Source organism: Stenotrophomonas sp. CASM110 (assembly GCF_049384345.1).
Classification (GTDB): Bacteria; Pseudomonadota; Gammaproteobacteria; order Xanthomonadales; family Xanthomonadaceae; genus Stenotrophomonas; species Stenotrophomonas muris.
Map to the genome: position 1 here is coordinate 138,437 of NZ_JBMRGI010000006.1, position 24,413 is coordinate 162,849.

General features: G+C 67.2%; 19 protein-coding genes and 2 pseudogenes. 10 read left to right on the forward strand and 11 right to left on the reverse strand.

The genetic code is table 11. The features are described 5' to 3' along the window. Positions 1-84: 84 nt before the first annotated feature. Both VG561_RS06875 and VG561_RS06880 read right to left on the reverse strand, forming a co-directional pair. Positions 85-1,011 carry a c-type cytochrome gene (locus tag VG561_RS06875; RefSeq protein WP_134808727.1) on the reverse strand — a complete coding sequence of 309 codons (927 nt, stop codon included), beginning with the start codon at positions 1,009-1,011 and terminating at the stop codon, positions 85-87. Continuing rightward, entirely contained in the window at positions 1,008-2,354 is a 1,347-nt protein-coding gene (locus VG561_RS06880; protein WP_262093292.1) for a cytochrome c, read from the reverse strand. The genes VG561_RS06875 and VG561_RS06880 overlap by 4 nt, the downstream gene beginning before the upstream one ends. A gap of 184 nt (positions 2,355-2,538) precedes the next feature. Here VG561_RS06880 and VG561_RS06885 point away from each other — a divergent pair, with 184 nt between their 5' ends. Beyond that, positions 2,539-3,657 carry an alpha/beta fold hydrolase gene (locus VG561_RS06885; RefSeq protein ID WP_014646733.1) on the forward strand — a complete coding sequence of 373 codons (1,119 nt, stop codon included), beginning with the start codon at positions 2,539-2,541 and terminating at the stop codon, positions 3,655-3,657. An 82-nt stretch (positions 3,658-3,739) separates the two neighbouring features. Here the strand turns inward: VG561_RS06885 and VG561_RS06890 are convergent, their stop codons facing one another. Continuing rightward, positions 3,740-4,879 carry an MFS transporter gene (locus VG561_RS06890; RefSeq protein ID WP_032957729.1) on the reverse strand — a complete coding sequence of 380 codons (1,140 nt, stop codon included), beginning with the start codon at positions 4,877-4,879 and terminating at the stop codon, positions 3,740-3,742. 184 nt (positions 4,880-5,063) lie between these two features. Here VG561_RS06890 and VG561_RS06895 point away from each other — a divergent pair, with 184 nt between their 5' ends. Then, the gene (locus VG561_RS06895; protein ID WP_014646735.1) at positions 5,064-5,759 is read left to right on the forward strand and encodes an alpha/beta hydrolase; all 696 of its coding nucleotides are present in this window, start codon (positions 5,064-5,066) and stop codon (positions 5,757-5,759) included. Positions 5,760-5,783: 24 nt separating this feature from the next. Beyond that, positions 5,784-6,026 (forward strand): annotated as a pseudogene (locus VG561_RS06900) (TonB-dependent receptor domain-containing protein); the annotation flags it as partial. Positions 6,027-6,141: 115 nt separating this feature from the next. Here VG561_RS06900 and VG561_RS06905 read toward each other — a convergent pair. Continuing rightward, positions 6,142-6,843 (reverse strand): pirin family protein, encoded by a 702-nt coding sequence (locus VG561_RS06905; RefSeq protein ID WP_014646736.1) that lies wholly within the window; start codon positions 6,841-6,843, stop codon positions 6,142-6,144. A gap of 140 nt (positions 6,844-6,983) precedes the next feature. Here VG561_RS06905 and VG561_RS06910 point away from each other — a divergent pair, with 140 nt between their 5' ends. Beyond that, positions 6,984-7,904, forward strand: a complete 921-nt coding sequence (locus VG561_RS06910; RefSeq protein ID WP_046429929.1) for a LysR family transcriptional regulator — start codon at positions 6,984-6,986, stop codon at positions 7,902-7,904. Positions 7,905-8,382: 478 nt separating this feature from the next. Here VG561_RS06910 and VG561_RS06915 read toward each other — a convergent pair whose 3' ends face one another. Together VG561_RS06915 and VG561_RS06920 are read right to left on the reverse strand one after the other, a co-directional pair. Then, on the reverse strand, positions 8,383-10,488 hold the full coding sequence (locus tag VG561_RS06915; protein WP_169411313.1) for a phosphoglycerol transferase I: 2,106 nt from the start codon (positions 10,486-10,488) through the stop codon (positions 8,383-8,385). Between the two features lie 244 nt (positions 10,489-10,732). Beyond that, positions 10,733-12,382 (reverse strand): annotated as a pseudogene (locus VG561_RS06920) (ABC1 kinase family protein); the annotation flags it as partial. A gap of 205 nt (positions 12,383-12,587) precedes the next feature. On the opposite strand from VG561_RS06920, the gene VG561_RS06925 reads away from it, so the two are divergent. Beyond that, positions 12,588-13,514: a DUF808 domain-containing protein gene (locus VG561_RS06925; protein ID WP_075076651.1), complete on the forward strand. Its 927-nt coding sequence runs from the start codon at positions 12,588-12,590 to the stop codon at positions 13,512-13,514. A gap of 319 nt (positions 13,515-13,833) precedes the next feature. On the opposite strand, the gene VG561_RS06930 is transcribed toward VG561_RS06925, so the two are convergent. Beyond that, positions 13,834-15,372 (reverse strand): diguanylate cyclase domain-containing protein, encoded by a 1,539-nt coding sequence (locus tag VG561_RS06930; RefSeq protein WP_423179486.1) that lies wholly within the window; start codon positions 15,370-15,372, stop codon positions 13,834-13,836. A gap of 106 nt (positions 15,373-15,478) precedes the next feature. Between VG561_RS06930 and VG561_RS06935 the strand changes: the two genes are divergently transcribed. The 3 genes from VG561_RS06935 to VG561_RS06945 all read left to right on the forward strand — a co-directional run bounded on the left by VG561_RS06935 (position 15,479) and on the right by VG561_RS06945 (position 17,512). After that, complete coding sequence (locus VG561_RS06935; protein WP_195840040.1) at positions 15,479-16,114, forward strand: NAD-dependent dehydratase; 636 nt, start codon at positions 15,479-15,481, stop codon at positions 16,112-16,114. Then, positions 16,114-16,821 carry a helix-turn-helix transcriptional regulator gene (locus VG561_RS06940; RefSeq protein ID WP_423179487.1) on the forward strand — a complete coding sequence of 236 codons (708 nt, stop codon included), beginning with the start codon at positions 16,114-16,116 and terminating at the stop codon, positions 16,819-16,821. The genes VG561_RS06935 and VG561_RS06940 overlap by 1 nt, the downstream gene beginning before the upstream one ends. 304 nt (positions 16,822-17,125) lie before the next feature. Then, entirely contained in the window at positions 17,126-17,512 is a 387-nt protein-coding gene (locus VG561_RS06945; RefSeq protein WP_423179488.1) for a VOC family protein, read from the forward strand. Between the two features lie 123 nt (positions 17,513-17,635). On the opposite strand, the gene VG561_RS06950 is transcribed toward VG561_RS06945, so the two are convergent. The 4 genes from VG561_RS06950 to pdhA are packed head-to-tail and all read right to left on the reverse strand — an operon-like array spanning position 17,636 to position 21,518. Then, on the reverse strand, positions 17,636-19,024 hold the full coding sequence (locus tag VG561_RS06950; protein ID WP_046432903.1) for a dihydrolipoamide acetyltransferase family protein: 1,389 nt from the start codon (positions 19,022-19,024) through the stop codon (positions 17,636-17,638). Beyond that, entirely contained in the window at positions 19,021-19,374 is a 354-nt protein-coding gene (locus VG561_RS06955) for an SH3 domain-containing protein (RefSeq protein ID WP_012512332.1), read from the reverse strand. Before VG561_RS06955 ends, VG561_RS06950 begins: the two co-directional genes overlap by 4 nt. A 1-nt stretch (position 19,375) precedes the next feature. Beyond that, positions 19,376-20,443, reverse strand: coding sequence for an alpha-ketoacid dehydrogenase subunit beta (locus VG561_RS06960; RefSeq protein ID WP_005414714.1), 1,068 nt, complete (start codon positions 20,441-20,443; stop codon positions 19,376-19,378). Further along, on the reverse strand, positions 20,436-21,518 hold the full coding sequence (pdhA, locus tag VG561_RS06965) for a pyruvate dehydrogenase (acetyl-transferring) E1 component subunit alpha (protein ID WP_014648690.1): 1,083 nt from the start codon (positions 21,516-21,518) through the stop codon (positions 20,436-20,438). The genes VG561_RS06960 and pdhA overlap by 8 nt, the downstream gene beginning before the upstream one ends. A gap of 335 nt (positions 21,519-21,853) precedes the next feature. On the opposite strand from pdhA, the gene VG561_RS06970 reads away from it, so the two are divergent. Together VG561_RS06970 and VG561_RS06975 are read left to right on the forward strand one after the other, a co-directional pair. Further along, on the forward strand, positions 21,854-22,729 hold the full coding sequence (locus VG561_RS06970; RefSeq protein ID WP_014648689.1) for a tryptophan 2,3-dioxygenase: 876 nt from the start codon (positions 21,854-21,856) through the stop codon (positions 22,727-22,729). 181 nt (positions 22,730-22,910) lie between these two features. Beyond that, entirely contained in the window at positions 22,911-24,410 is a 1,500-nt protein-coding gene (locus tag VG561_RS06975) for a peptide MFS transporter (protein ID WP_014648688.1), read from the forward strand. The last annotated feature ends 3 nt before the right edge of the window (positions 24,411-24,413 follow it).

Sequence of the window (24,413 nt, forward strand, 5' to 3'; positions counted from 1 at the left end):
GGAGTGTCGGCAGCGCCAATGACATCGGCATGACGTGGCGATGCAGGAATCGTGTTGTGCGACGGCCGGCACCCGCCGCCTGCTTCAGTACCGTGCGTCCTTGGGCTTCGGGTCACGCGGCCAGTCCTTGCCCTTGTTGGCGAAGTCCGGCCGCGGCTGGTTGATGAAATAGCCGGCGATGTCCACCGCATCCTGGTCCGGCATCACCTGCTGCCCCAGCGGCGGTGCGCGGGTCACTGCCGGTGGCATGTTGTGCTTGATGAAACCGGCCGCCTTGTACAGGCGCGCCATGCCGGCACCGATGTTGAAGCTGTGGTCGCCCCACAGCGGCGGGAAGGCGATGTCGCCGCTGGCATCGCGTCGGCCTTCGCCGTTGTCGCCATGGCAGGCGGCGCACTGCACGGCATACAGCGCCTGGCCGCGGACCGGGTCCGGAGTCAGCGTGCTGTCGATGGGGCCCTCACTGGGCGCGGCCACTTTTGCACCCTCTGGCACCGGGCTGCTCAGCCACGCCATGTAGTCGAGCATCGCGCGCATCTGCGGTGCGTCCTTCGGCAGCGGCTTGCCGTTCATCGAGCGCTGCAGGCAGCCATTGATGCGCTCGGTCAGCCCGATCACCTTGCCCGGGCGCGGCATGTAGCGCGGATAGGCACCGCCGCCGGTATTGAAGTAGTGATTGCCGAACGGTCGCTTGCCCTCGGCCATGTGGCACGAATTGCAGTTCAGATCGTTGCCGACGTTGTCCGGAAGCAGGCGCGCGGTCTCGTTGAGGATGCGCCGGCCGAGCATCACCGATTCGGCATTGCCCAGTCCGGCGATCTCCTCGGCACTGGGCGCGTGGTAGTGGGCGACCAACTTGCCCTGTGCATCGAGGATATCGATCGTACTGGCTACGGCGGCATCCAGGCCCGGGTGCAGGTGACGATAGGCGAGGGTGCCCGCACCGGCCAGCAGCACCACGGTGATCGCACTACCGAGCAGCAGGCGGGAACGTTTGCGCGAACGCTTCATCGTGCGGCCTCCTGCGGAACGAAGTGCACCGGCTTGTCACGCACCACCCGGCGCATGCGTGCCACCTCGACCTCGCTCACCGCGCTGGCCTGGTTGCCCCAGCTGCTGCGGATGAAGGTCAGGATCTGTGCCAGCTGCGCGTTCGGCAGCTGCTCGAAGCCGGGCATGGTGAAGGCCATGCGGTCGTGCGGGGTATGCGGGGTGCGACCCCCGATCAGGGTCACCTGCACCAGCGAACTGGGGTCGTCGGCGAACACGATCGAGTTGCCGGCCAGGGCCGGATAGACGCGTGGCATGCCGCGCCCGTCGGCACGGTGGCAGGCCTGGCAGTGCTCGGCATAGGCCAGCGAACCGGCCACGCGATAGTCGCCACTACGCAGCGCGGCGGTGGTGGTGTCGGTACCAGGCGACCACTGCGCACTGCGTCCCTCACGCGCCGGCAGCTGCTTCAGGTAGCGCGCCATGGCCAGCAGGTCAGCGTCGGACAGGTACTGCGTGCTGTGCTCGACCACGTCGGCCATGCCACCGAAGGCTGCCGATCGATCGGTGCGCCCGGTGCGCAGGAAGTCGACGATCTCGCCCTCGCTCCAGCTGGCCAGGCCGGTCGATTCATTGCGCAGGTTCTTCGCATACCAGCCTTCCAGCACCGAGCCGGACAGGAACTGGCGGCTGCCATCGTCGGCCATCGCCTTCTCCTGGAACGCCAGCCCACGTGGTGTATGACAGGCGCCGCAGTGGGCCAGGCCCTCAACCAGCTCAGCGCCACGCTGCTGGCCCACATCCAGCGACGGATCCGGGTTGAAGCTGCGCGGGCGCGCGAACAGCAGCTGCCACCATGCCAAAGGCCAGCGCATGTTGGCCGGCCATGGAATCGTGCTGTCGGCGTTGCTTTGCTTCACCGGCTGCACCGAGCCCATGAAATAGGCATACAGCGCCTTGATCTCGGCATCGCTGGCGATCACGTACGAGGCATACGGCATCGCCGGATACAGCGGCTGGCCGTCGTGGCGGATGCCGCGGCGGACCGCGCGTTCGAAATCGGCGTAGTCGTAGGCACCAATGCCGGAGTCCGGATCGGGGGTGATGTTGGTCGAATAGATCGTGCCCATCGGCGTCTGCATGCCCAGGCCACCGGCGAACGGCTTGCCGCCCGGCGCGGTGTGGCAGGCCGCGCAGTCGGCGGCACGTGCCAGGTAGCGCCCCTGCGCGATCAGCGCTGGGTCGTGGATGTCGACCTGCGCGGTCTGTCGCGGTGCGAACCAGTAGGGCGTGCTGCGGGCGATGCCGTAGGCGGCGGCCACCGTGGCGGCCAGGGCAATGGCGAGCTTGAACGAGATGCGCATGGCGGCACTGTGGGCACTCCCGGGCGCGCGTTCATTGATCCGGATCAATGACTGAACGGATACAGCTTTTACACCAAACTGAATCGTTCCTGCGTTGTCATCAAGCCGTCATCCGTGCGCGATAGATGGCCGGTCTATTGGGCGTTACCGTCCCAATCTGTCTGATTCACCCCTATGACGTGATATGAAGCGCCTGCTGCTGTTGTTGCTGGCGTGCGCCGGCCTGTGGCTGGCCGCATGCTCATCCTCGATCAACGCCTCGTCCACCTCACTCGCCGATCAGCTGATCGCGCCGGGCGGCGTGTCGACCCTGCTCGATCGTCCGCGCATCGCCGCGGCCATCGCCGAACTGCCCAACCGCCATGGCTTCGCGGCGGGCCGCGATGGCGTGCCGATCTTCTGGCGCGTATTCGATCCGGGCGACTACGGCGCGCGTTACCGCTACCTGCCGCAGCGCCACGAGAACGGCCTGCCGCTGGATACCGGCCTGAGCCTGGCCGTGCCGCAGCCGTTCCGCGCGCAGGCGCCGCGCGGCACCGTGGTGCTGCTGCATGGGTGGATGATGAACGGTGATTCGATGCTGCCATGGTCGCTGCAGCTGGCCGAATCCGGCTACCGCGTGGTCACGCTCGACCTGCGCAACCATGGCCAGTCCGGCACCGGCCCGTCCGGCTATGGCACCTATGAGTCGGATGACGTGGTCGATGTGATCGGCGAGCTGCGCGCGCGCGGCGAAGTGACCGGGCCCCTGTACCTGTTCGGTGTGTCCTATGGTGCGGCCACGGCGGTGTTCACCGCCGACAAGCTGGGTGACCAGGTCGAAGGCGTGGTGGCGATGGAATCGTTCGCCAATGCCGGCGTGGCGATCCGCACCATGATCCCGCACCTGATGGGGCTCCAGCCGGAAGGCCTGAAGGCGCAGGCGGTGGCGTCGTACGCGCGCTGGCGCTACGGCGGCCAGGACATCAACCAGGTGATCGCCGCCGCCAGCCGCCGCATCGACGTCGATCTGGACCGCGTGGACGTCGCGCGTGCGTTGGCCGATACCCGCGCCTGCGTGCTGTTGCTGCACGGGCAGGGCGACCAGCACATTCCGGTCAGCCAGGGCCGCGAACTGGCCCAGGCCAATCCGCGCGCGCACTACATCGAAATGCGCGGCGAGGACCACATCACCCTGCCGCTGCGGCTGGACCTGCTGGCGGGCGTGGTCGATGACTGGATGGCGCGCGACGAGCACCATCCGCAGAGCGCGTGCCCGGCACCGCAGCTGCCGGCCCAGGCTGAGTGGCTGGCGCGCAGCTGAGAAAAAGGGGACGGAGGGGATTAAGTCGTTTCCAGGCCAGGTGTGCGGGAAACGACTTAATCCCCTCCGTCCCCTTTTTCTGTCAGGCCACGCGTCGTGCCAGTGCGCGGGCAGACGCCGCGACGCCGAGCAGCAGCGCGGCCACGCACAGGAAGGCGAAACCGAGGCTGGTGGCATGCGCCAGTGCGCCGATCGCTGCCGGACCGGCGAGGATGCCGGCGTAACCCAGTGTGGTCACCGCGGTGATGGCGATGCTCTCCGGCATCACCCGCTGCTGGCCCGCCATCGAGAACAGCGCCGGCACGATGTTGGCGCAGCCCAGCCCGACCAGTACGTAGCCGGCCAACGCCACCGGGAACGAGGGCACCAGCGTGGCCAGGGTAAAGCCCGCCGCAGCGGTGATGCCGCCGATGACCAGCGTGCGGGTCCGGCCGAGGCGCTCGACGATGCCGTCGCCGAACAGGCGCATCGCGGTCATCGCCAGGGTGAACAACGCAAAGCCGGCCCCGGCCTGGTCGCGCGGTACCTGCCGCACTTCCGCCAGGAACACCGCACTCCAGTCCAGCATTGAGCCCTCGGCAAGGAACACCACGAAGGCCAGCACGCCGATGAACAGGACCACGCCATGCGGCAGCGCCAATAGCGGGCCTTCGTGCAGGATCCGTTGCGGACGCCAGTGCGGTGCCGACAGCACGGCAACCAGCAGCAGCGCGGCCACCGAAAGCAGCGCGGCCAGCCACAGCGGCGTGCCGAGGATCAGCAGCCCGGTCATGCAGCCGGCGCCGACGAATCCACCGATGCTGTAGAAGGCGTGGAAGCCGGACATCATCGCGCGTCCGGCGTCGCGCTCGACCGCCACGGCCTGCATGTTCATCGCGCAATCCAATGCACCGACGCCGGCGCCGAACACGAACAGCGCTGCGCCCAGCGCCACGGGCGAGGGTGCCAGCACCAGCAAGGGCAGGGCGCCCAGCATCATCGCGCAGGTGATCACCATCACCCGACGGCATCCCAGTCGCCCGGTCAGCGCACCTGCCAGTGGCATCGCCAGCAACGAACCCAGCCCGAGGCACAGCAGCACGGCGCCGAGACTGGCGTCGGACAGCCCGGCCTTGGCCTTTGCGTAGGGCACCATCGGCGCCCACGCGGCGGTGGCGAAGCCGGGAATGAAGAAGGCGGCACGGGTGGCGTGCTGCTGGGCACGTGGGGATGAAGGCGTCATGCGCGATGCGAAGCTCCGGGAGAGCTCCATGAAATCGTTATCAGGCCAGGTCGGCAAGTGCCATGCACGACATCAAACGACGCATACGATTGCAGTGACCCGATTGCGTCACCAGCGATTAACGCCACGCACGGACAGTGGCTGCACAGTCGGCATCCCGCCGGCCGCTGCCGGAGACCTGTACATGAGCACGACACCGACCATCCTCCTTGTCCATGGATTCTGGGGCGGGGCCGCACATTGGGCCAAGGTGATCCTGGAACTGCATCGCAACGGCCACGACCGTGTGCAGGCGGTGGAACTGCCGCTTACCTCGCTGGCCGACGACGCAGGACGCACCCGGAAAATGATCCGGCAGATCGACGGGCCGGTGCTGCTGGTCGGCCACTCCTACGGCGGCGCGGTGATCAGCCAGGCCGGTAGCGAGCCCAACGTGAAGGGCCTGGTCTACATCGCTGCCTTCGCGCCTGATGCCGGCGAGAGCCCCGGTGGCATCACCCAGCAGCACCTGCCGGAGGCAGCGCCGAACTTGGCACCCGACAGCGATGGCTACCTGTGGCTGCGTGCGGACAGGTTCCATGAGAGCTTCTGCCAGGACCTGAGCGCCGACGAGGGCCGGGTGATGGCGGTGACCCAGAAGGCGCCGTTGGCGAGCACCTTCGGTGATGCGGTCAGCGATCCGGCCTGGAAGCACAAGCCGAGCTGGTACCAGCTGTCCCGCCAAGACCGCATGATCGCGCCGGACAACCAGAAGGCCATGGCCACGCGCATCCAGCCCAAGCGATTGCTGGAGCTGGATGCCAGCCATGCCTCGCTGGCCTCGCAGCCGAAGGAAGTGACCGCGCTGATCCTGGAGGCCTGCGCCGCCATCGGCGGCTGAGCCCGCGCGGCGCGTCGCACCGCACGACAGGATTCCACCTTCGGCGAGATCACCAACCCGGCCACGCAGGCCAAGGTGGTACATCGCACCCAACCGTATTGGTTGCTGGATGCGATGGCGCGTTATGAATTCAGTGATCGCCTGTCGGCGACGCTCAACGTCAACAACCTGCTGGACAAGCGCTACTACACGATCTTCAGCTGGTACAGCACCTACACCTGGGGTGAGCCGCGCAATGTGCGGCTGGCGATGACGTACAGGTTCTGACGCGGGTCCTGTAGAGCCGAGCCCGCGCTCGGCTGGCTGTCACACCGCAGCCGAGCGTGGGCTCGGCTCTACGGAAATGCGCCCGCGATGCTTTGCGGCATCGCGGGCGTTGTGGTTACAGCGGCAGGTCGAACACCAGCACTTCGGCGTCGTTGCCGTTTTCCAGGGTCAGCTGCGCTTCGTCGCTGACCTGCAGTGCATCACCGGCTTCCAGGGTGATGCCATTGACCTGCAGCTGGCCTCGGGCAACCTGCACATAGGCACCACGGCCATTGCCGAGCGCGTGGTGCAGCTTCTGGCCGCCATCGAGGATGGTGGCGAAGATGCGGGCATCCTGGTGGATGCGCAGCGAACCGTCGGCGCCGTCCGGCGAAGCGATCAGGCGCAGCTGGCCGCGCTTGGTCTCCGGGGCGAAGTGGGTCTCCTCGTAGGACGGCGTGATGTTCTCGCGGTCCGGGAAGATCCAGATCTGCAGGAAGTGCACGGTCTCGTCGGCCGAGTGGTTGAATTCGCTGTGGCTGACACCACTGCCGGCACTCATGCGCTGCACGTCGCCGTAGCGCAGCACCGAGCCGGTGCCCATCGAGTCCTTGTGCTCCAGCGCGCCGCCCAGCACATAGGAAACGATCTCCATGTTGCTGTGGCTATGGGTGCCGAAGCCCTGGCCGCCGATCACCTTGTCTTCGTTGATCACCCGCAGCGGGCCGAAGCTGACGTAGCGGGGGTCGTAGTAGTTGGCGAAGGAGAAGGTATGGCGCGAGGACAGCCAGCCATGCTCGGCCAGGCCACGGGTAGCGCTCTTGCGGATCTGCAGCATGATGGAATCTCCTTGTTCGATGGTTTCGATGGGGCGGGGTGAGGCGGTAGTTGCCGTGTTTCCCCGTTGGAGAGAAGTATCCGCTTGCGCCCGGGGTTTGAAAAACGGATAGTTTTGACGGCCATCATCGAAAAATTCGAATGCTCAAGCTCAGCCTCGATGCCCTGCAGATCCTGGATGCCATCGACCGCCGCGGCTCTTTTGCCGGCGCCGGCAAGGCGCTGCACAAGGTGCCCTCGACCATTTCCTACACTGTGGCCAAGCTGGAGGAGGACCTGGGCGTGCAGCTGTTCGACCGGGTCGGCCCGCGTGCCGAACCGACCGAGGCCGGACGCGCCCTGCTGGACGAGGGGCGCCATCTCCTGCGTGCGGCCCGCGAGCTGGAGCTGCGGGTGCGCCGGGTGGCGTCGGGCTGGGAGACCGAACTGACCCTGGCGGTGGACTCGGTGTTCCCGACCTGGCTGCTGGGCCCGGACATCGCCGCGTTTCGTGAGGCCGAGGCGCCGACCCGGCTGCGGCTGATCGGCGAGGCCCTGTCCGGCACCTGGGAGGCCCTGCTGGACCGGCGCGCCGACCTGCTGGTCGGGGCGCCGGGCGAGGGGCCCAGTGGCGGTGGTTACGTGGTCGAGCCGCTGGGCACGGTGGAGTTCGTGTTCGCGGTCGCACCGGATCATCCGTTGGCCAAGGTGCCGGGCGTGCTCGGTCGCGAGCAGCTGGTCGAGCACTGCGCGATCGCCGTTTCTGATTCGGCGCGGCGGTTGCTGCCGCGCACGGTGGGCCTGTTGATGGGGCAGGAGATGCTGACCGTGCCTGACATGGCCAGCAAACTGAAGCTGCAATGCGAAGGTGTGGGCTTCGGCTTCCTGCCCGAGCCGTGCGCGCGCGCTGCAGTGGCGCGTGGCCAGCTGGTGATCCGCGAGGTGGAGGAACACAAGCCGGAGGAAACGTTCTGGCTGGCCTGGCGCACCGGCGAGGACGGCGCGGCACTGCGGTGGTGGCGCGAGCGCCTGCGCAGGCCGGAGCTGCTGTCGCAGTGGTGGCAGGCAATGGCCAAGGGGTAGGGTTTGGCAGGGCTGCGCCCTGCACCCGCCGAGGCCAAAGTAACAGCAACAGCAACAGCGTGCATTCCGTGAGGTGGCGGGTTGGGTCCGGCTGCGGGAGACGCCGTAAACCCCCAGGCCGGCCCAGCCGCTGGCGGCTGTGCGTTCGGGCGCTTGCGAAGCAGTGCTTCGCAAGCAAAGCGCCCTCACCCATGGGGGCTTGGCCGCGGCATCCATGCCGCGGACACTCCCGCAACCGGACCCACCCCGGCTTCGACAGTTTCCCGCGATCTGTCGGAAATGCTCTTGGGGTCAGATCCGTTTTCCGGAGGAAAACGGATCTGACCCCATCTTGATTTTCGATATCTGACAGAGTGTGTCGACCAAGGTCGACACCGCCCCGCCAAACCACGGATTGCACGCTGTTGCCGTTGCTTCTGAGGTTGCCGGCCAGCGGCCGGCACTACCGCGGGTGCAGGGCGCAGCCCTGCAAAGAACCCTATCCCCGTGGTCGGCCGCGCGAGGGCACCAGTGCGAACGTATCCACCGCCAGCTTCTCGGCATGGTTCAACCACGCGCGGATCTCCAGATCATCCACTTCGTGGTCCAGCCCGAACGACACGTTGATCTTGCCGTCGGCATCGGGCTGCACCCACTGCTGGGCCAGCACCACCTTGCGCTGCGAGGACACCGCCTCGATCCAGAAACCGCGATCCGGGCGCGTGCTCGCCACCAGCTGCAGCATGTACTGGCCGGCACGGGTGCGGCGGCCCTTCTGGGTGATCATGTGCGCCTGGCGCACGCTCGGGCGCGGGCCCTGGAATGCGTCCAGCGGTGCATCGACCGCGATGCCGCCGCGCAGGTCATTGTCGCGGTACAGCTTGATGCCGTTGTCGCGGTTGACGAGCAGCGCACACCAGTCGCCGTCGGCCGAGCCGTCCTCGAATGCGGTGCAGCGATCAACATAGGCCAGCGTGTTGTCCGGATCCGCGTCATCGAACTGGCGCGAGGTGTTCTCCAGGTAGACCGACTTCAGCCCCCAGTCCTTGTCGTACTCCAGCAGCACCGGCGGCTGCACGTGCTGCAGGCCGACTACTACCTGGTCATCGCCATCGATCTTCAGTTCGCGGGTCGGTTCGCCCAGCCACAGTGAGCGGGCGAAGGCCAGGTACTGCGGGTAGTCGCGGCCACCATCGCGCCGGGCCGCCACGCTGGCGCTGGGTGCGCGTTGGCTGTCGATCAGCGAGCGGCCAAAGCCCATCGTCTTCAGGTTCGGGTCCAGCAGGCTGAGCAGGGTGGCACCCGAATCCAGGGTGGTGCCGGCGTCGGCGCTGAGCTGCTGCGGGGCAATGCCATCGCCCAGGAACAGCAGCAGGTTCTCGCGCTTCTGCCGGGTCAGGATGTGGGTCAGATCGTTGGGCATCGCCAGGTGGTCGGAGGCGATCACGATCAGCGTGTCCTTGCCGTACGGGCTGGCCTGGATGCGCTGCACCAGCTGCGAGATCAGCCGGTCGCTGCACTTGAGCGCGTTGAGCATGTTGATGTTGCCGTACTGGCTCTGGTAGCGCTCGCCCTTGCACGATACCGGCAGGTGGCCCGCCGGGTGGTGGGTGTCCATGGTCAACGTGGTCAGCATGAACGGTGAACCGGCACGCGAGAGCTGCTCGAAGCGCTGGTAGGCGGTATCCAGCAGCACGTCGTCGTGCACGCCCCAGGCCGAGTAGTGGATGCGGCCGATCTTCTTCTGCTGCTTGAACCATGCCAGGTCGTGCACTTCATCGAAACCGTGGCTGGCCAGGAACTGGCCCTTGCCGGCGAACTGGCCGTTGGCACCGCCCAGGTAATGGTTGGTGTAGCCCTGCTGCTTCAGGTAGTCGCCCAGGCAGACCGCCTTGGGCAGGAAGCTGCCCATGCGGTCCATGCTGTTTTCATCGCCCTGCGAGGTGGTCAGCGGCACGCCGCACATCGACGACACCAGGCCGGCGATGGTCCAGCCGCTGCCTTCGGCCGAGGCCAGCCCACGCACGTCCAGCGACTCGGACGCCAGGCGGTTGAGGTTGGGCATCAGGCCGGGAAACACGGCCTCGTCCAGATAGGTGCGTTCCAGGCTTTCGCCGTAGATCCAGACGATGTTGCGCGGGCGCTGCAGCGGCTGCGTCGGCACCTGGTACTCAGGGGCGATGCGGGCGAAGTCGACCGGGCGCAGCTGCTGGTACAGGCGCTGGCCGTCACGGGCCAGCGGGCTGATCATGATCGTGGCCACCCACACGGCCGCGAAACCGGCGAACAACGCGCCACCGTGGCCGGGCCGGCGCCAGCGCTTCACCCGTGTGGCGAACAGTGGCAGCAGCGAGACCAGCGCCAACACGATGAAGCCGGCGATGTAGCCCTTGAAGTCGGAGACACCGGCACCTTCCATGTCGGCGCCGAGGTGGTACAGGGTGGCGGCATTGAGCCCATCACCGGACAGCTTGTCGATCAGCCACCACGCGCTGAGCATCAGCAGCAGCAGCGAGAACGCGCCGGCCTTCCACCACACCCACTTGTCGGACGCGAGGAACAACCAGCACAACAGCAACAACGACAGCAGCAGTATCCAGAGCATAGGCAGCTTCGGCAGTGACGGGGTGGTGGTGATGGACGTCGTACCGACGCGTGTCCATCCGACCGGCGCTGCCGCAAGCACATGCATGTGACAGGCCGATGACCCGATAGTGCATGCACGAACCTGACTGAAATGTTTGTTGAAATGACGCGCGCGTAATCGCGCTCAGAAGGTAAAACGAGCGTGAAAGGGGTAGCTGGATTGCATTAAAAACTGCATGAATACGGGCGTTTTCGTCGATGCGCTAGCGATGCCCACGTTCTTCGCGTGCCCGCGCACGACGGTCGAACAGCAATGCACTGGTTACGATGCCCAGGCCGAGCACCACGCCGATGAACAACAGGATCAGGGCGATGAGCGGGTAACCGAACAGGTGCCAGCCGGTGTCGATCCTCATCATCATCGCGGCGGCCATGATCAATGCGGCGCTGATGATGCCGGCCGCCACGCGGTTGGCGATCTTCTGCAGGTTCTCCATCAGCCGCGATTCTTCCAGGCCGGTGACCTTCATCTGCAGGCGGTTCTCGGCCAGCAGCGCCATGATGTCCGACAGCTTGCGCGGCCCATCACGCAGCAGCTGCTGCAGCTCCATCGCCTCGCTGGCGATGTTGGCTGCAGACAGCGACTTCTTCAGGCGCGCACGCATCACGTGCTGCAGCTGGCGCTCGACGATGCGGCGCGTGTCCAGCTCTGGCGCCAGCAGCCGGCACACGGTTTCCAGGTTGAGCAGGGCCTTGCCGAGCAGGCTCAGTTCCGGCGGCGTGCGCAGGCCGCAGGCGGTGGCGATGCGCACCATGTCCAGCACCACGCGGCCTTCGGAGAAGCTGCCACTGGCCGCATAGCGCGCGATCAGCTGACCGGTTTCGCGCAGGTAGCGCTCTTCATCGAAGGCCTCCAGCCGCGTGCTGATACTGATCAGGTCATCGGCCACTTCCTCGCCACGGCCGTCGACCGCCGCGAACAGGATCTTCAGCAGACGCTCGCGCAGGCGCGGCGGCATGTGCGCGACCATGCCCAGGTCGAAGATCGCCAGCCGGCCGTCGGGCATCACCCGCAGGTTGCCCGGGTGCGGGTCTGCATGGATCTCGCCATGCACGAAGATCTGGTCCAGGTAGCCGCGGATCAGCGCCGCCGCCAACGGGTCCATGTCCTGCTCGGTGCGGCGTACGCCGGAGATCGCATCCACGCGCACGCCGGTGGCAAGCTCCATCGTCAGCACGCGCTGGCTGCTGTAGTCCCAGATCGGCTGCGGCACCCACAACCGGCGGAACGGCCGCAGGTGCCGTCCGAAGCGCGCCAGGTTCTCGGCCTCGGCGTGGTAGTCCAGCTCCTGCATCAGGGTCTTGGCGAACTCGTTGAGCCAGTCGCGCAGGCGCACGCGGCGTCCGACCTGGGTCAGGTGATCGGCGGCCAGCGCGAAGCTGCGCAGTGCCTCCAGGTCCGAGCGCAGCTGCGCGGCCACTTCAGGCTTCTGCACCTTCACCGCCACCTGGCGGCCATCGTGCAGCACCGCGCGATGTACCTGCGCGATCGAAGCACAGCCCAACGGCTCGGGATCGAACGAGGCAAACAGCTTGTTCACCCCTACGCCCAGTTCCTGCTCGATGATCGCGTGGATGCGCTCGACCGGGATCGGCGCCACCTTCTCCTGCATGCGCTCCAGCGCCGTGGCGAACTCCACCGGCACCATGTCCGGCCGCGTGGACAGCATCTGGCCCAGCTTGACGAAGGTCGGCCCCAACGCTTCCAGGTCGCTGACGAACTGTTCCGGATTGCCGTCGGCGGGCACGTCGGCCTGGTTGCTTGCCGCATCCAGGTTCATGCCCGAGAACACGCCCGAATGGCGGTAGCGCATCAGCAGGCGCAGGATCTGGCTGCGCCGGCTCATGCCTTTGACCAGCGGGGGATTGCCATTGGCGGCGGACGGATTGCTCAAGCGGGACTCCCATGCGACGAAGACAGGTAGCGCCGGCTGCGGGCCGGCAATGTCCGGATTCCGCAGTGTCGCCCGGGGGCGGTGGGCATGCGGTGAACCCGGTGTCTTCCGCAGTCCACACCGGATCGGTCAGAATCCGCCTATTCCTTTTCTTGGACGCCCCATGGCCGGTGCCAGCCTGTTCGCCCTGCTCGACGATATCGCCACCCTGCTCGACGATGTCTCTGTGCTGACCAAGGTCGCCGCGAAGAAGACCGCCGGCGTGCTCGGTGACGATCTGGCGCTCAACGCGCAGCAGGTCACCGGGGTCAACGCCAACCGCGAACTGCCGGTGGTCTGGGCGGTGGCCAAGGGCTCGCTGGTCAACAAGGTGATCCTGGTGCCGGCGGCCCTGGCGATCAGTGCGCTGGAAGCCTGGCTGCACAGCCGCGGCTGGAACGTGCCCCTGATCGTGCCGCTGATGATGATCGGTGGTGCCTTCCTGTGCTTCGAGGGCGTGGAGAAGCTGGCGCACCGCTTCCTGCATTCGGCCGACGACGATGCCGAGCGCCAGACCGAACGCCGCAGGGCGCTGGCCGACGCGCAGGTGGACATGGTCGCGTGGGAGAAGGACAAGGTGAAGGGTGCGATCCGCACCGACTTCATCCTTTCGGCCGAGATCATCGTACTGACCCTGGGCGTGGTCGCCACCGCATCGTTCACCAACCAGCTGGTCACGCTGGCCGTGGTTGCACTGGCGATGACGGTCTTCGTCTATGGGCTGGTGGCGGGCATCGTCAAGCTGGATGACGTGGGCCTGTACCTGTCGCGCAAGGGTGGGGCTGTTGCCGCCTTCGGTCGCGGCCTGGTCGCGTCGGCACCGTGGCTGATGAAGTTCCTGTCGGTGGCCGGCACCATTGCCATGTTCCTGGTCGGCGGCGGCATCCTGGTGCACAACGTGCCGGCGCTGCACCACGCAGTACAGGCGCTGGGCGGCGAGGGCCAGTGGGGCTGGCTGGTCAGCGCGGCGGGCAACATGGTGGTGGGCATCATCGCCGGCGCCATCGTGCTGGCGGCGGTGACCGGGTTCCAGAAGCTGCGCGGCAAGTAGTCGCCGGCAGGTTCCCGGTAGAGGCCGACCTTGGTCGGCGCTTTGTTTCCCACGCGTGCCAACCAAGGTTGGCACCTACCAAAGCGGTTCAAGGTGGTCGGCATCGTCGCCGGCGGGTTCCCCGGTAGAGGCCGACCTTGGTCGGCGCTTTGTTTCCTGCGTGTGCCAACCAAGGTTGGCACCTACCAAAGCGGTTCAGGGTGGTCGGGATCATCGCCGGCGGGTCGCCGGGTAGAGGCCGACCTTGGTCGGCGCTTTGTTTCTGCGTGTGCCAACCAAGTTTGGCATCTACCAACGTAGTTTGCTGCGGGCCGGACGGTCAGCCTGCCTGCACGCGGTTCTTGCCCTGCCGCTTGGCGGCATACAGCGCGTCGTCCGCGCGCCGCAGCAGGGTTTCGGTGTCGTCGCCGGGTTGCCATTGCGCCAGCCCGGCACTGAAATGCACCGGTACGCGCCGGTCCTGCACGGTCAGCACGCGATGCGCCAGTGAACGCTGAAGGCGCTGCACCGTGGCCATGCTGTCGGCGCCCTGGGTTTCCGGCAGCACCAGTACGAACTCGTCGCCGCCCAGCCGCGCGATGCCATCGGTGGCGCGCAGCAGCAGCTTGCAGACGGCCACCAGGTGCTGCAGCAGTGCATCGCCACCGGCATGACCATGTGCATCGTTGGTCTGGTGGAAATCATCCAGATCGATCACCGCCACGCCCAGCGGCGAGTTGTTGCGTGCGGCACGGGCCAGCTCGCGTTGCAGCAGTTCGTCCAGGCCGCGGCGGTTCAGCGCCTGGGTCAGTGGATCGATGCGTGCCAGGTCACCGGCCGCGCGCAGTTCCTGCTCCAGCTCGGCGATGCGCTGCTCGGCACGCTCCACTTCCTGCCGTGCGTTGGCCAGGTGATCGCGCGCCTGCGCGGCCTGCTGCTGCACCTTGCCGGTGTCGCGCATCACGTCCTGTAGCAGCTGGTTGAGGTCGGCGATGCTGCGCGCCTCGCGCAGCTGCAGTGCGTAGCTGCCGATGCGATCGTGGTACTCGCCGGTGCTGGTGGCCATGCCATCCATGCGCTCGATGAACTCGCCCATCAGCCCGCGCATCGCCGCCTTCGAATCGTCGATGCCCTGGCGCAGCAGGCCCTGCTTGTAGATCACTTCGCGCAGTTCGGCGCGGGTGCGCTCGACCGCTTCAGCTTCCAACGGCCCGTCCAGCAGCTGGCGTACCGCGGCGATCTGGCCCTGCAGCCAGCTGCGGTCATCCAGCAGCTCGCTCACGTTGTCCAGCAGCAGCGCGAACAGCTCCAGCAGCAGTGCCTGCTGCTCCTGCCAGCTCTCGGCGCGCACGCCGACCTGGTGGCCAAGTTCGCGCACGCCCTGCTCGATCGGTTCCAGCGCCGTGCCTGGCTGCCACTGGCGCAGGTGCATGGCCAGTGCCTGCGCCTGTTCGCGCAGGTCCGGGTCGTGCTGCAGCAGCGCCACCACCGCGCCGCCCAGCAGCAGCCGCAGCTGCTCGGACAGGCGCAGGCTCTCGGGTTGCCCATCCGGCGAATGCTGTTCGATGGTGCGGATGTACTTGTCGATCAACTGGCGCATCGCGCGCCCGTAGCGCGGCCAATCGGCGCTGGCCTGCGCCGACTGCAGGCGGTCGCCCATGTCGCCCAGCTCGCCGGGCAGGGTGGCCATGCCGTTGGCGAACGCGGCCAGCAGCGGTTCCGGCGCGTCGGCGCCTGCGAACAGCTGCTGCAGCGCCACGCCACCGCCGCCCTGCAGCACTACGCGGTCGCCCAGCCCATCGTCCACCACCGCGCGCACGCGTGCCGGCGGCCCAAGGGCGGTACCGGGGGCAGGGCGGTGGTCGGGCTGGTCCGTCATGGAGCGAATCCTGGGGGCTGGCAGGGACTGGTTCCAGCATATCGGCGCGGCCGCCGACGGCTTGAACGGCTAGGATGGGCGACAGGATGCCGCAGTGGAGGTGGTGATGCGCGTGATGTTGCTGGGGGCGACCGGCCTGGTCGGTGGGCTGACCCTGCCCCGGCTGCTGGACGACCCGCGCTGCAGCGCCGTGATCGCCCCGACCCGTCGCCCGTTGGGCGCAGCCCACGGGAAGCTGGAGAACCCGGTACTGGCCTTCGATGCGCTGCCCGCCGCCGCCGGGTGGGCGGGCGTGGACGCGGTCATCTGCGCGCTCGGCAGCACCATTGCCCAGGCTGGCAGCCGCGAGGCCTTCCATCGCATCGACCATGATTACCCGCTGGCGTTCGCCCGTCTGGCGCAGGCGCAGGGTGCGCAGACCTATGTGCTGAATTCCGCAGCCGGTGCCGATCCGCGGTCGTCGATCTTCTACAGCCGGGTGAAGGGTGAATTGGAGCGCGATCTGCGCGCGCTGGGCTTCACCTCGTTGACCCTGGTCCGCCCAGGGTTGATCGGTGGCGAGCGCAACGAGGTGCGGCGCGGTGAGCGTCTCGCGCTGAAGGTGCTGGGCGTGCTGGGGCCGGTACTGCCACGGGCGTGGCGGATCAACCCGGCCAGCGAGATCGCCAAGGCGCTGGTCGAGGCCGCGCTGGCCCCGCAACCGGGTGAGCACGTGGTGGCATCGAGCGCACTGGCCGGCTGATGTCGCGTGCGCTGCGCCTGACCCAGCTCCAACAGCTGCTGCGCCGCCATCGGCGGCCGGTGGCCGGCCAGGTGCTGGCCGACGCGCTGGGCATCAGCCTGCGCACGCTGTACCGCGATATCGAAACCCTGCGCGAGCAGGGCGCCGACCTGCGCGGCGAGGCCGGCGTCGGCTACCAGCTGACGCCGAGCGATACCCTGCCGCCGATGACCCTGCCACCGGCCGAGATGGACGCACTGGTGCTGGGCCTGCGCTGGGTGGCGGCCCGTACCGAACCCGCGTTGGCCGAAGCCGCACGCGATGCCTTGGCGCGTATCGCCCATGTGTTGCCCGCAGCGCGGCGCGAGGCCCTGCGTGACAGTGGCCTGCGGGTGGGCCCTTCGCGTGCGGCGGCCAAGGTTCCCCCAGCTCGTCTGCAGGCCGTGCGAGAGGCTGTCGGTTCACAGCAGCGCCTGAAGTTCGGCTACGAGGACGCGCACGGCCAGCGCAGCGAGCGCATCGTCTGGCCGTTCGCGCTGGGCTACTTCGATGAGGTGCCGATGCTTGCGGCGTGGTGTGAGCGCCGCGAGGATTTTCGCCATTTCCGCCTGGATCGCATCCGCCAGGTGCGCGTGCTGGAGGAGCACTACCTCGTACCGCGCGCCACGCTGCTGCGGCGCTGGCAGAAGGCGCAGGGCATCGCGCCGGACTGGCTGGATCGTTCGTAGCGTCGGGCCTGCTCGACTGTCATTGCGCTTCGCTTTCTGCTGCTGGTGCGATGGGTTGGCGGCTTTTGCTCTTTGCTCTTCGATCTTTGCTCCTGGTAGGGGTCGAGCTTGCTCGACCGCCTTTGATCTTCGCGAACAGCAGTCGAGCAAGCTCGACCTCTACCAGGGCAGTGGCAACGGCAGTCGAGCAAGCTCGGCCTCTACCAGGGCAGGAGCGACGGCAGTAGAGCACGCTCGCCGCTACTGACAGAATCTGTCAGCAGGGCCGTACCACCATGATCGCTCCCAACAACGGAGCTTCCCCATGTTCATGCCCAGCACCCTGCTGCAGTACGTGCGCGACGTCGCCACCAGCGCCACCTTCTACAGCGGCATCCTCGGCAAACCGCCGGTCGAGCAGTCGCCTGGCTTCGCCCTGTTCCTGCTCGGCGATGGCGCCGCACTCGGCCTGTGGCAACGCGATGACGTGCAACCGCCGGTGTCTGCGCAGGCAGGCGCCGCCGAACTGGCGATGGTGGTCGCAAACCCCGAGGCCGTGCAGCAGATGCACGATGCGTGGCGTGGGCTCGGCGTGCAGATCCTGCAGTCGCCGGTGACGCTGGAGTTCGGCCACACCTTCGTCGGTGCCGACCCTGATGGCCACCGGCTGCGTGTGTACAGCCGCGCCGAAGGCATGGTCGCGCGCGATTGATCGCCCGCATTGTGTAGATCCACGCCATGCGTGGATGCCGGAAAAAAAACGCCGGGCAATGCCCGGCGTTTTCTCCAAGTCATGTGCCAACCAACGGTTGGCACCCACCGGTCAGGTGGCCGATCAGCTGGCCAGTGCCAGGTCGTCCATCATCGCGCGCAGGAAGCGGGCAGCTTCACCACCCGTGGCTGCGCGGTGGTCGAAGGTGACCGACAGCGGGATCACCTTGTGCGCTTCCACGCCGCCCATCACCGGGGTCATCTGGTGGCGGGCACGGCCGGCACCGACGATGGCCACGCACGGCGGCACCACGACCGGGGTCGCGTAGCGGCCGGCAAACATGCCGAAGTTGGACAGCGAGATGGTGTAGCCACTCAGTTCCGAGGCGGCGATCGAACGCGATTCCACCTGCTCGCGCAGGCGATTGACGCCTTCGCGGATGCCGCGTGCATCGAGCATGTCGGCATTGCGCAGGGCCGGCACGAACAGGCCGTCGTCGGTGTCCACGGCGATGCCGATGTCCACCTGCGCGTGCAGGGTGCGGGTCAGTGCTTCGCCGTCGAACCAGGCGTTCATCGCCGGCACCTTCTGCGCGGCGACCACGATCGAACGCACCAGGCGGGCGGTGACGTCGTTGCCCGGCAGCCAGGCGTGGATGTCGGCGTCGTCGTTCAGCGTGGTCGGCACGACCTTGCTGTGCGCATCGGCCATCACGCGGGCCATGTTGCGGCGCACGCCCTTCAGCGGTTCCGGCTGGCCCTTGGCGACCACGCCCGGCGGCTGGGTACGCATCGGCTTGCCGGCGGCGGACAGCGGCGTGCGGGCTTCGCTCTGCACGGGGGCAGACACCTGCGCCGGGGCCGGCGCGGCATAGGCAGCAGCGGCAACCGGTGCCGGAGCAGCGCCGAGCTTGGCGCTGCCATTGGCGGCGGCCTGCTTGACGTCGGCCATGGTGACCGCGCCATCGGTGCCGGTAGCGGCCACGCGGCTCAGGTCCACGCCCAGCTTGCGGGCCATCGCACGCACGGCCGGCACGGCCTTGACGCCACCGACGGCCAGCGCCTGTTCGGCATGCACGGCATTGGAGCTCTGCATCGCGCCGACCACGGTACCGGCGTCATCGCGCTCGGCCGCGGCGGGCTTGGCCTCCTCGGCGGCAACCGGAGCGGCCGCAGCCGGCAGCGGCGGCGGGGTCGGTGCGGCCGCCGGTGCAGCGTGGCCATGGCTGTGGCCGGTGTCCTGGCCATCGGCTCGCTGCGGCAGGTTCGGGTCCAGTTCGAAGCTGGCCAGCACCGAGCCGGTCGGGATGATGTCGCCGGCGCCGCCGGACAGCTTCAGCACCTTGCCGGAGAACGGCGAGGGCACTTCCACCACGGCCTTGGCGGTCTCCATCGACACCAGCGGCTCGTCCAGCTTGATCACATCGCCTTCCTTGACGAACCACTCGACGATGGTCGCGTCCGGCAGGCCTTCGCCCAGGTCGGGCAGGTTGAAGTTCTTGGTCTGGCTCATTTGCAGTTCTCTTCCAGCAGTTCCAGTTCGCGGGCCGGCAGCCAGCCCGTCGCGCCATTGGCGCGCTCGGACCACCACCACCCGCCGTGTTCGTGATGAAGCTTCACCATCTCGCCGCTTTCCACATCCAGCTCGCGGGCGTCGTAGTCGCACAGTGCTTCGGCGCGACCCTCGTCCAGCAGCTGCAACCAGGCGATGGGCGCCCATCCAGCGCGCCCATCGTTGGTGCGTACCCAGGCAAACGCCGGCCATTCCTCGTCACGGACACCTACTTCGACGATCTGGCCGGTGCGGAACCGGAGCGGGTTGGGATACTGGCTGCGGTAAGCCCCCAGAAGGCGGGCCCGCATGTCAGCCGGCCGCCACCGCGCGCTTGGCCGCAGCCACGATCCGCTCAACGCTCGGCAGGTACTTCATTTCCAGGCGGAACAGCGGAATGTGGGTGTCGTAGCCAGTGACGCGCTCGACCGGTGCCAGCAGGTCGTAGATCGATTCCTCGGCCAGGCGCGCGGCGATCTCGGCGCCGAAGCCCGCGGTCTTCGGGGCCTCCTGCACGATCACGCAGCGGCCGGTCTTGGCCACCGATTCGGCGATGGTGGCGAAGTCCAGCGGACGCAGCGTGGCCACGTCGATGACTTCGGCACTGATGCCTTCGCCGGCCAGCTTGTCCGCCGCTTCCAGCGCTTCCTTCACCTGCGCGCCCCAGGTCACCAGGGTCACGTCGGTGCCGTCGCGCAGCACGAAGCAGACGTCCAGCGGCAAGGCTTCGCCGTCGTTGACGACCACTTCCTTGTACTGGCGGTAGATGCGCTTGGGCTCCATGTAGATCACCGGATCCGGCTCGCGGATCGCGGCCAGCAGCAGGCCGTAGGCGCGCTGCGGCGACGACGGCAGCACCACGCGCAGGCCCGGCACGTTGGTGAAGATCGCCTCGTTGGCTTCGCTGTGGTGTTCCGGCGCGCGGATGCCACCGCCCCACGGCACGCGCAGCACCATCGGGCAGTGCAGGCGGCCACGCGTGCGGTAACGCAGGCGTGCGGCGTGGCAGACGATATGGTCGACCATCGGGTACATGAAGCCGTCGAACTGGGCTTCGGCCACCGGCTTCATGCCCTGTGCGGCCAGGCCGATGGTCAGGCCGGCGATGGTGGTTTCGTCCAGCGGGGTATCGAGGATGCGGTCCGAGCCGAAGCGCTGCTGCAGCCCGGCGGTGGCGCGGAACACGCCGCCGTTGACGCCCACGTCCTCGCCCAGCACCAGCACCGACGGGTCGTGTTCCAGCTCCCAGGCCAGCGCCTGGGTGATGGCTTCGATGAGGGTGATCGGGGTGGTGGTCATGCTCTCTTCTCCGCGCGCGACCGCAGCGCTGTCGGCGGCGTTGGTGTGCGCGCCGGGCGCGCCGTTCTTGATCTCATCCATGGCGCTTCTCCAGGGCGATCGCCTGGGCACGCTGGGCCAGCAGGTCCGGCGGCGGATCGGCATACAGGAAGTCGAACATCGCCTCGACCGGCTGCACCGGCGTGTTGAGGTACAGGTTCACTTCCTCGTCCACGCGCTTGCCGCACTCGGCGACCCAGGCGCTTTCCTCATCCTCGCTCCACACACCGGCGTTGATCAGGTACTTGCGCAGGCGCAGCATCGGCTCGCGCTGCCAGGCATCCTTCACTTCAGCATCGTCGCGGTAGCGGCGCGCGTCATCGGCGGTGGTGTGGTCGGACAGGCGGTAAGTCATCAGTTCCAGCACGGTGCCACCGTCGCCGGCCAGCGCACGTTCGCGCGCCTGCTCCATGGCAGCCAGCACGGCGATCAGGTCGTTGCCGTCCACCTGCAGGCAGTGCAGGCCGCCAGCCAGGCCCTTCTGCGCCAGCGTTTCGGCACCGGTCTGGGCCGAACGCGGGACCGAGATGGCCCAGCCGTTGTTGACGATGCACAGGATCAGCGGGAGCTTGTAGGCGCCGGCCGAATTCAGTGCCGCGTAGAAGTCGGTCTTGGAGCTGCCGCCGTCGCCGCACACCGCCACGGCGATCTGCGGTTCCTTGTTGAGCTTGAACTTCAGCGCGGCGCCTGCGGCATGCAGGCACTGGGTGGAGATCGGCACGCAGAACGGGAAGTCCTTGGCCGCGTTGCCGCCGTAATCGTTGCCGCGTTCGTCGCCGCCCCAGTACATCAGCACGTCGTGCGGGCGCACGCCACGCATGAACATCGCGCCATACTCGCGGTACGAAGGCGCGAACACGTCGTCCTTCTGCATCGCCGCGCCGATACCCACGTGCGCGGCTTCGTGGCCCAGGCAGGCGGCGTAAGTGCCCAGCTTGCCGGTGCGCTGCAGTGCGATGGATTTGCTGTCGAACGTACGTACGAACAGCATCTGCTTGAACAGCGGTACCAGGACCTTGGGGTCGCGCAGCGACGCGGGCAGGTCATCGCGGACGAGTTTGCCGTCCGTATCCAGGTACTGCAGGTATTCGATCTTGAATTCAGCGGCAACCGTCATTGCGTACTGCACCTTCGACAGAGAAGTTACAAATGATATGAATCGCCATGTTAAGGAACGCGTACGGAATAGCCTTCCTGCGCCGCAACACGGCAACGCCCTGTTTTACCCCTGCCGGCGGGTGGGGGGCCAATAACAACAACGTATTCAGTCGTTGCTGCAAAGCATCAGAATACGCCTCTGGCTGACTGCTGGCGCAACGACCCGATCGGTTCCACGCGCAGGCCCCGCATCGGCCATTGCTCCACGGGGCACCGCACGCCCCAGTATGGACCCGGCGGCTGCCAGCGCGGCGGCAACGCGCTACCCTTGCCGCCCCCGATCTGGTCCCGCCCATGTCCGTCGACAACAACCAACGCGATCTCGAAGCCGGCATCCACACCGACCTGCAGGGACGCCTGACCTACGGCGGCTACCTGCGGCTGGACCAGCTGCTCAGCGCGCAGCAGCCGCTGTCCAACCCGCCGCACCACGATGAGATGCTCTTCATCATCCAGCACCAGACCTCGGAGCTGTGGCTGAAGCTGCTCGGCCACGAACTGCGTGCGGCGATCGGCTTCCTGCAGCGCGATGAAGTCTGGCAGTGCCGCAAGGTGCTGGCGCGCAGCAAGCAGGTGCTGCGCCAGCTGACCGAGCAGTGGTCGGTGCTGGAAACGCTGACCCCGTCCGAATACATGGGTTTCCGCGACGTGCTGGGCCCGTCTTCGGGCTTCCAGTCGCTGCAGTACCGCTACATCGAGTTCCTGCTGGGCAACAAGAACGCGCAGATGCTGCAGGTGTTCGAGCACGACCCGGCCGGGCAGGCGCAGCTGCGCATCGTGCTGGAGGCGCCGAGCCTGTACGAGGAATTCCTGAAGTACCTGGCCCGCTTCGGCCATGCCGTGCCGGCGGTGTACGAATCCCACGACTGGACCCAGCCGCATGTGGCCGACGACGCGCTGCAGCCGGTCTTCGAGCGCATCTACCAGGACACCGACCGCTACTGGCGCGAGTACGCGCTGTGCGAGGACCTGGTGGACCTGGAGACCGCCTTCCAGCTGTGGCGATTCCGACACATGCGCACGGTGATGCGCGTGATCGGCTTCAAGCGCGGCACCGGCGGCTCGTCCGGCGTGGGCTTCCTCGCCAAGGCGCTGGAGCTGACCTTCTTCCCCGAACTGTTCCAGGTGCGCACCAGCCTGCAGGCGGCACCCCCGGCAGAACTGGGCTGACCCCCATTCAGCTTGGACCCCGGCCATTGGCTGGATCGTTTCAGATGCAAGTTCAGCGAGCAGGCTGGCACCTGCCTCAAACGGCGTGTATTTGACGTGAACGGCAGAAGTCGGTGATCCTCGCGCGTTGCTCCAACTGCACAGCGGACGTGCTCGTCATCCACCGAACCAGGAAATCCGCATGAGCGTAAACGCCACTGCGAACACCCCAGAGCCGGCGCTGCCGGACTTCAAGACCACGCTGGGCCACCCGCGCCCGTTGTGGATGCTGTTCATGACCGAGTTCTGGGAGCGCTTTGCGTTCTACGGCATCCGCTGGGCGTTGGTGCTGTACATCGTCGCCCAGTTCTACAACGGCAGCGCTGCCGGTGAAGGCGACGCCAGCCGCATCTATGGCGCCTACCTGGCCCTGGTATACGCCGCGGCGATCTTCGGTGGCTACGTGGCCGACCGGGTACTGGGCTACCAGCGCTCGATCCTGACCGGCGCGATCATCATGGCCGCCGGCCTGTTCATGATCTCGCTGCCGCAGGAGCACATCTTCAAGCTTGGCCTGGCCACGATCATCGTAGGCAACGGCCTGTTCAAGCCCAACATCTCGACCATGGTCGGCAAGCTGTACGGCCTGAAGGACGAGCGCCGCGACTCCGGCTTCACCATCTTCTACATGGGCATCAACATCGGCGCGATGATCGCCCCGGTGCTGACCGAGTACCTGGCCCGCAAGGTGTTCGGTACCGACGCGATGCCGTCCTACAAGGTCGTGTTCATCGCCTCGGGCGTGGGCATGCTGATCTCGCTGGTGTGGTTCTACATCGGTCGCGCCGGCCTGAAGGGCATCGGTGCACCGCCGGCCGGCGCTGAAGGCTTCGGCCGCATCATCATGGTGCTGGCCGGTGCCGTGGTCGCCATCCCGGTGGCGTACTTCCTGCTGGCTACCGGTGCCACCGCGCTGGCCTGGATCCTGGGCGCGATGTTCACCGCGCTGGCCATCCTGCTGCTGGTCGAGGGCGTCCGCGAAGGCAAGGTGCAGCGCGACCGCGTGATCGCCATGCTGATCATCTTCGCCTTCAACGTGATGTTCTGGATGTTCTTCGAACAGGCCGGCAGCTCGTTCACCTTCCTGGCCGAGAACATCGTCAACCGCCAGTTCGGTGACTGGACCTTCCCGACCGCGTGGTTCCAGTCGGTCAACTCGGTGGCGATCATCACCCTGGCCCCGGTCATTGCCTGGATCTGGGTGGCCATGGGCCGCGCCAATCCGTCCATCCCGCGCAAGTTCGGCCTGGGCCTGCTGTTCAACGGCGCCGCCTTCGCGCTGCTGATGTTCGCCCTGTCGCAGATGGTCGTTGACGGCAAGATCCCGTTCTGGACCCTGTTCATGGTCTACGTCATCCAGTCGGTGGGTGAGCTGTGCCTGTCGCCGATCGGCCTGTCGATGGTGACCAAGCTGGCCCCGGTGCGCCTGGTCGGCTTCGGCATGGGTGGCTGGTTCCTGTCCACCGGCATCGGCAACAACCTGTCGGGCATCTTCGCCGGCGTGGTCAGTGGTGAAGGCGGCATGACGGTCGAGTCGGCCCTGAAGGGGTATACCTTCGGGTTCTGGGCCCTGATCGGCTCCGGCGTGGTGCTGTTCCTGATCGCCCCGCTGATCAACAAGCTGATGCACGGCGTCAAGTAATGA

Bases quoted from the DNA above. Each gene is read 5' to 3' on its own strand.
- VG561_RS06945 (WP_423179488.1), top strand. From the start codon at position 17,126: ATGTTCATGCCCAGCACCCTGCTGCAGTACGTGCGCGACGTCGCCACC.
- VG561_RS06960 (WP_005414714.1), bottom strand. From the start codon at position 20,443: ATGGATGAGATCAAGAACGGCGCGCCCGGCGCGCACACCAACGCCGCC.
- VG561_RS06970 (WP_014648689.1), top strand. From the start codon at position 21,854: ATGTCCGTCGACAACAACCAACGCGATCTCGAAGCCGGCATCCACACC.
- VG561_RS06890 (WP_032957729.1), bottom strand. From the start codon at position 4,879: ATGACGCCTTCATCCCCACGTGCCCAGCAGCACGCCACCCGTGCCGCC.
- VG561_RS06930 (WP_423179486.1), bottom strand. From the start codon at position 15,372: ATGACGGACCAGCCCGACCACCGCCCTGCCCCCGGTACCGCCCTTGGG.
- VG561_RS06915 (WP_169411313.1), bottom strand. From the start codon at position 10,488: ATGCTCTGGATACTGCTGCTGTCGTTGTTGCTGTTGTGCTGGTTGTTC.
- VG561_RS06940 (WP_423179487.1), top strand. From the start codon at position 16,114: ATGTCGCGTGCGCTGCGCCTGACCCAGCTCCAACAGCTGCTGCGCCGC.
- VG561_RS06875 (WP_134808727.1), bottom strand. From the start codon at position 1,011: ATGAAGCGTTCGCGCAAACGTTCCCGCCTGCTGCTCGGTAGTGCGATC.
- pdhA (WP_014648690.1), bottom strand. From the start codon at position 21,518: ATGACGGTTGCCGCTGAATTCAAGATCGAATACCTGCAGTACCTGGAT.
- VG561_RS06910 (WP_046429929.1), top strand. From the start codon at position 6,984: ATGCTCAAGCTCAGCCTCGATGCCCTGCAGATCCTGGATGCCATCGAC.
- VG561_RS06885 (WP_014646733.1), top strand. From the start codon at position 2,539: ATGAAGCGCCTGCTGCTGTTGTTGCTGGCGTGCGCCGGCCTGTGGCTG.
- VG561_RS06905 (WP_014646736.1), bottom strand. From the start codon at position 6,843: ATGCTGCAGATCCGCAAGAGCGCTACCCGTGGCCTGGCCGAGCATGGC.
- VG561_RS06895 (WP_014646735.1), top strand. From the start codon at position 5,064: ATGAGCACGACACCGACCATCCTCCTTGTCCATGGATTCTGGGGCGGG.
- VG561_RS06955 (WP_012512332.1), bottom strand. From the start codon at position 19,374: ATGCGGGCCCGCCTTCTGGGGGCTTACCGCAGCCAGTATCCCAACCCG.
- VG561_RS06880 (WP_262093292.1), bottom strand. From the start codon at position 2,354: ATGCGCATCTCGTTCAAGCTCGCCATTGCCCTGGCCGCCACGGTGGCC.
- VG561_RS06950 (WP_046432903.1), bottom strand. From the start codon at position 19,024: ATGAGCCAGACCAAGAACTTCAACCTGCCCGACCTGGGCGAAGGCCTG.
- VG561_RS06935 (WP_195840040.1), top strand. From the start codon at position 15,479: ATGCGCGTGATGTTGCTGGGGGCGACCGGCCTGGTCGGTGGGCTGACC.
- VG561_RS06975 (WP_014648688.1), top strand. From the start codon at position 22,911: ATGAGCGTAAACGCCACTGCGAACACCCCAGAGCCGGCGCTGCCGGAC.
- VG561_RS06925 (WP_075076651.1), top strand. From the start codon at position 12,588: ATGGCCGGTGCCAGCCTGTTCGCCCTGCTCGACGATATCGCCACCCTG.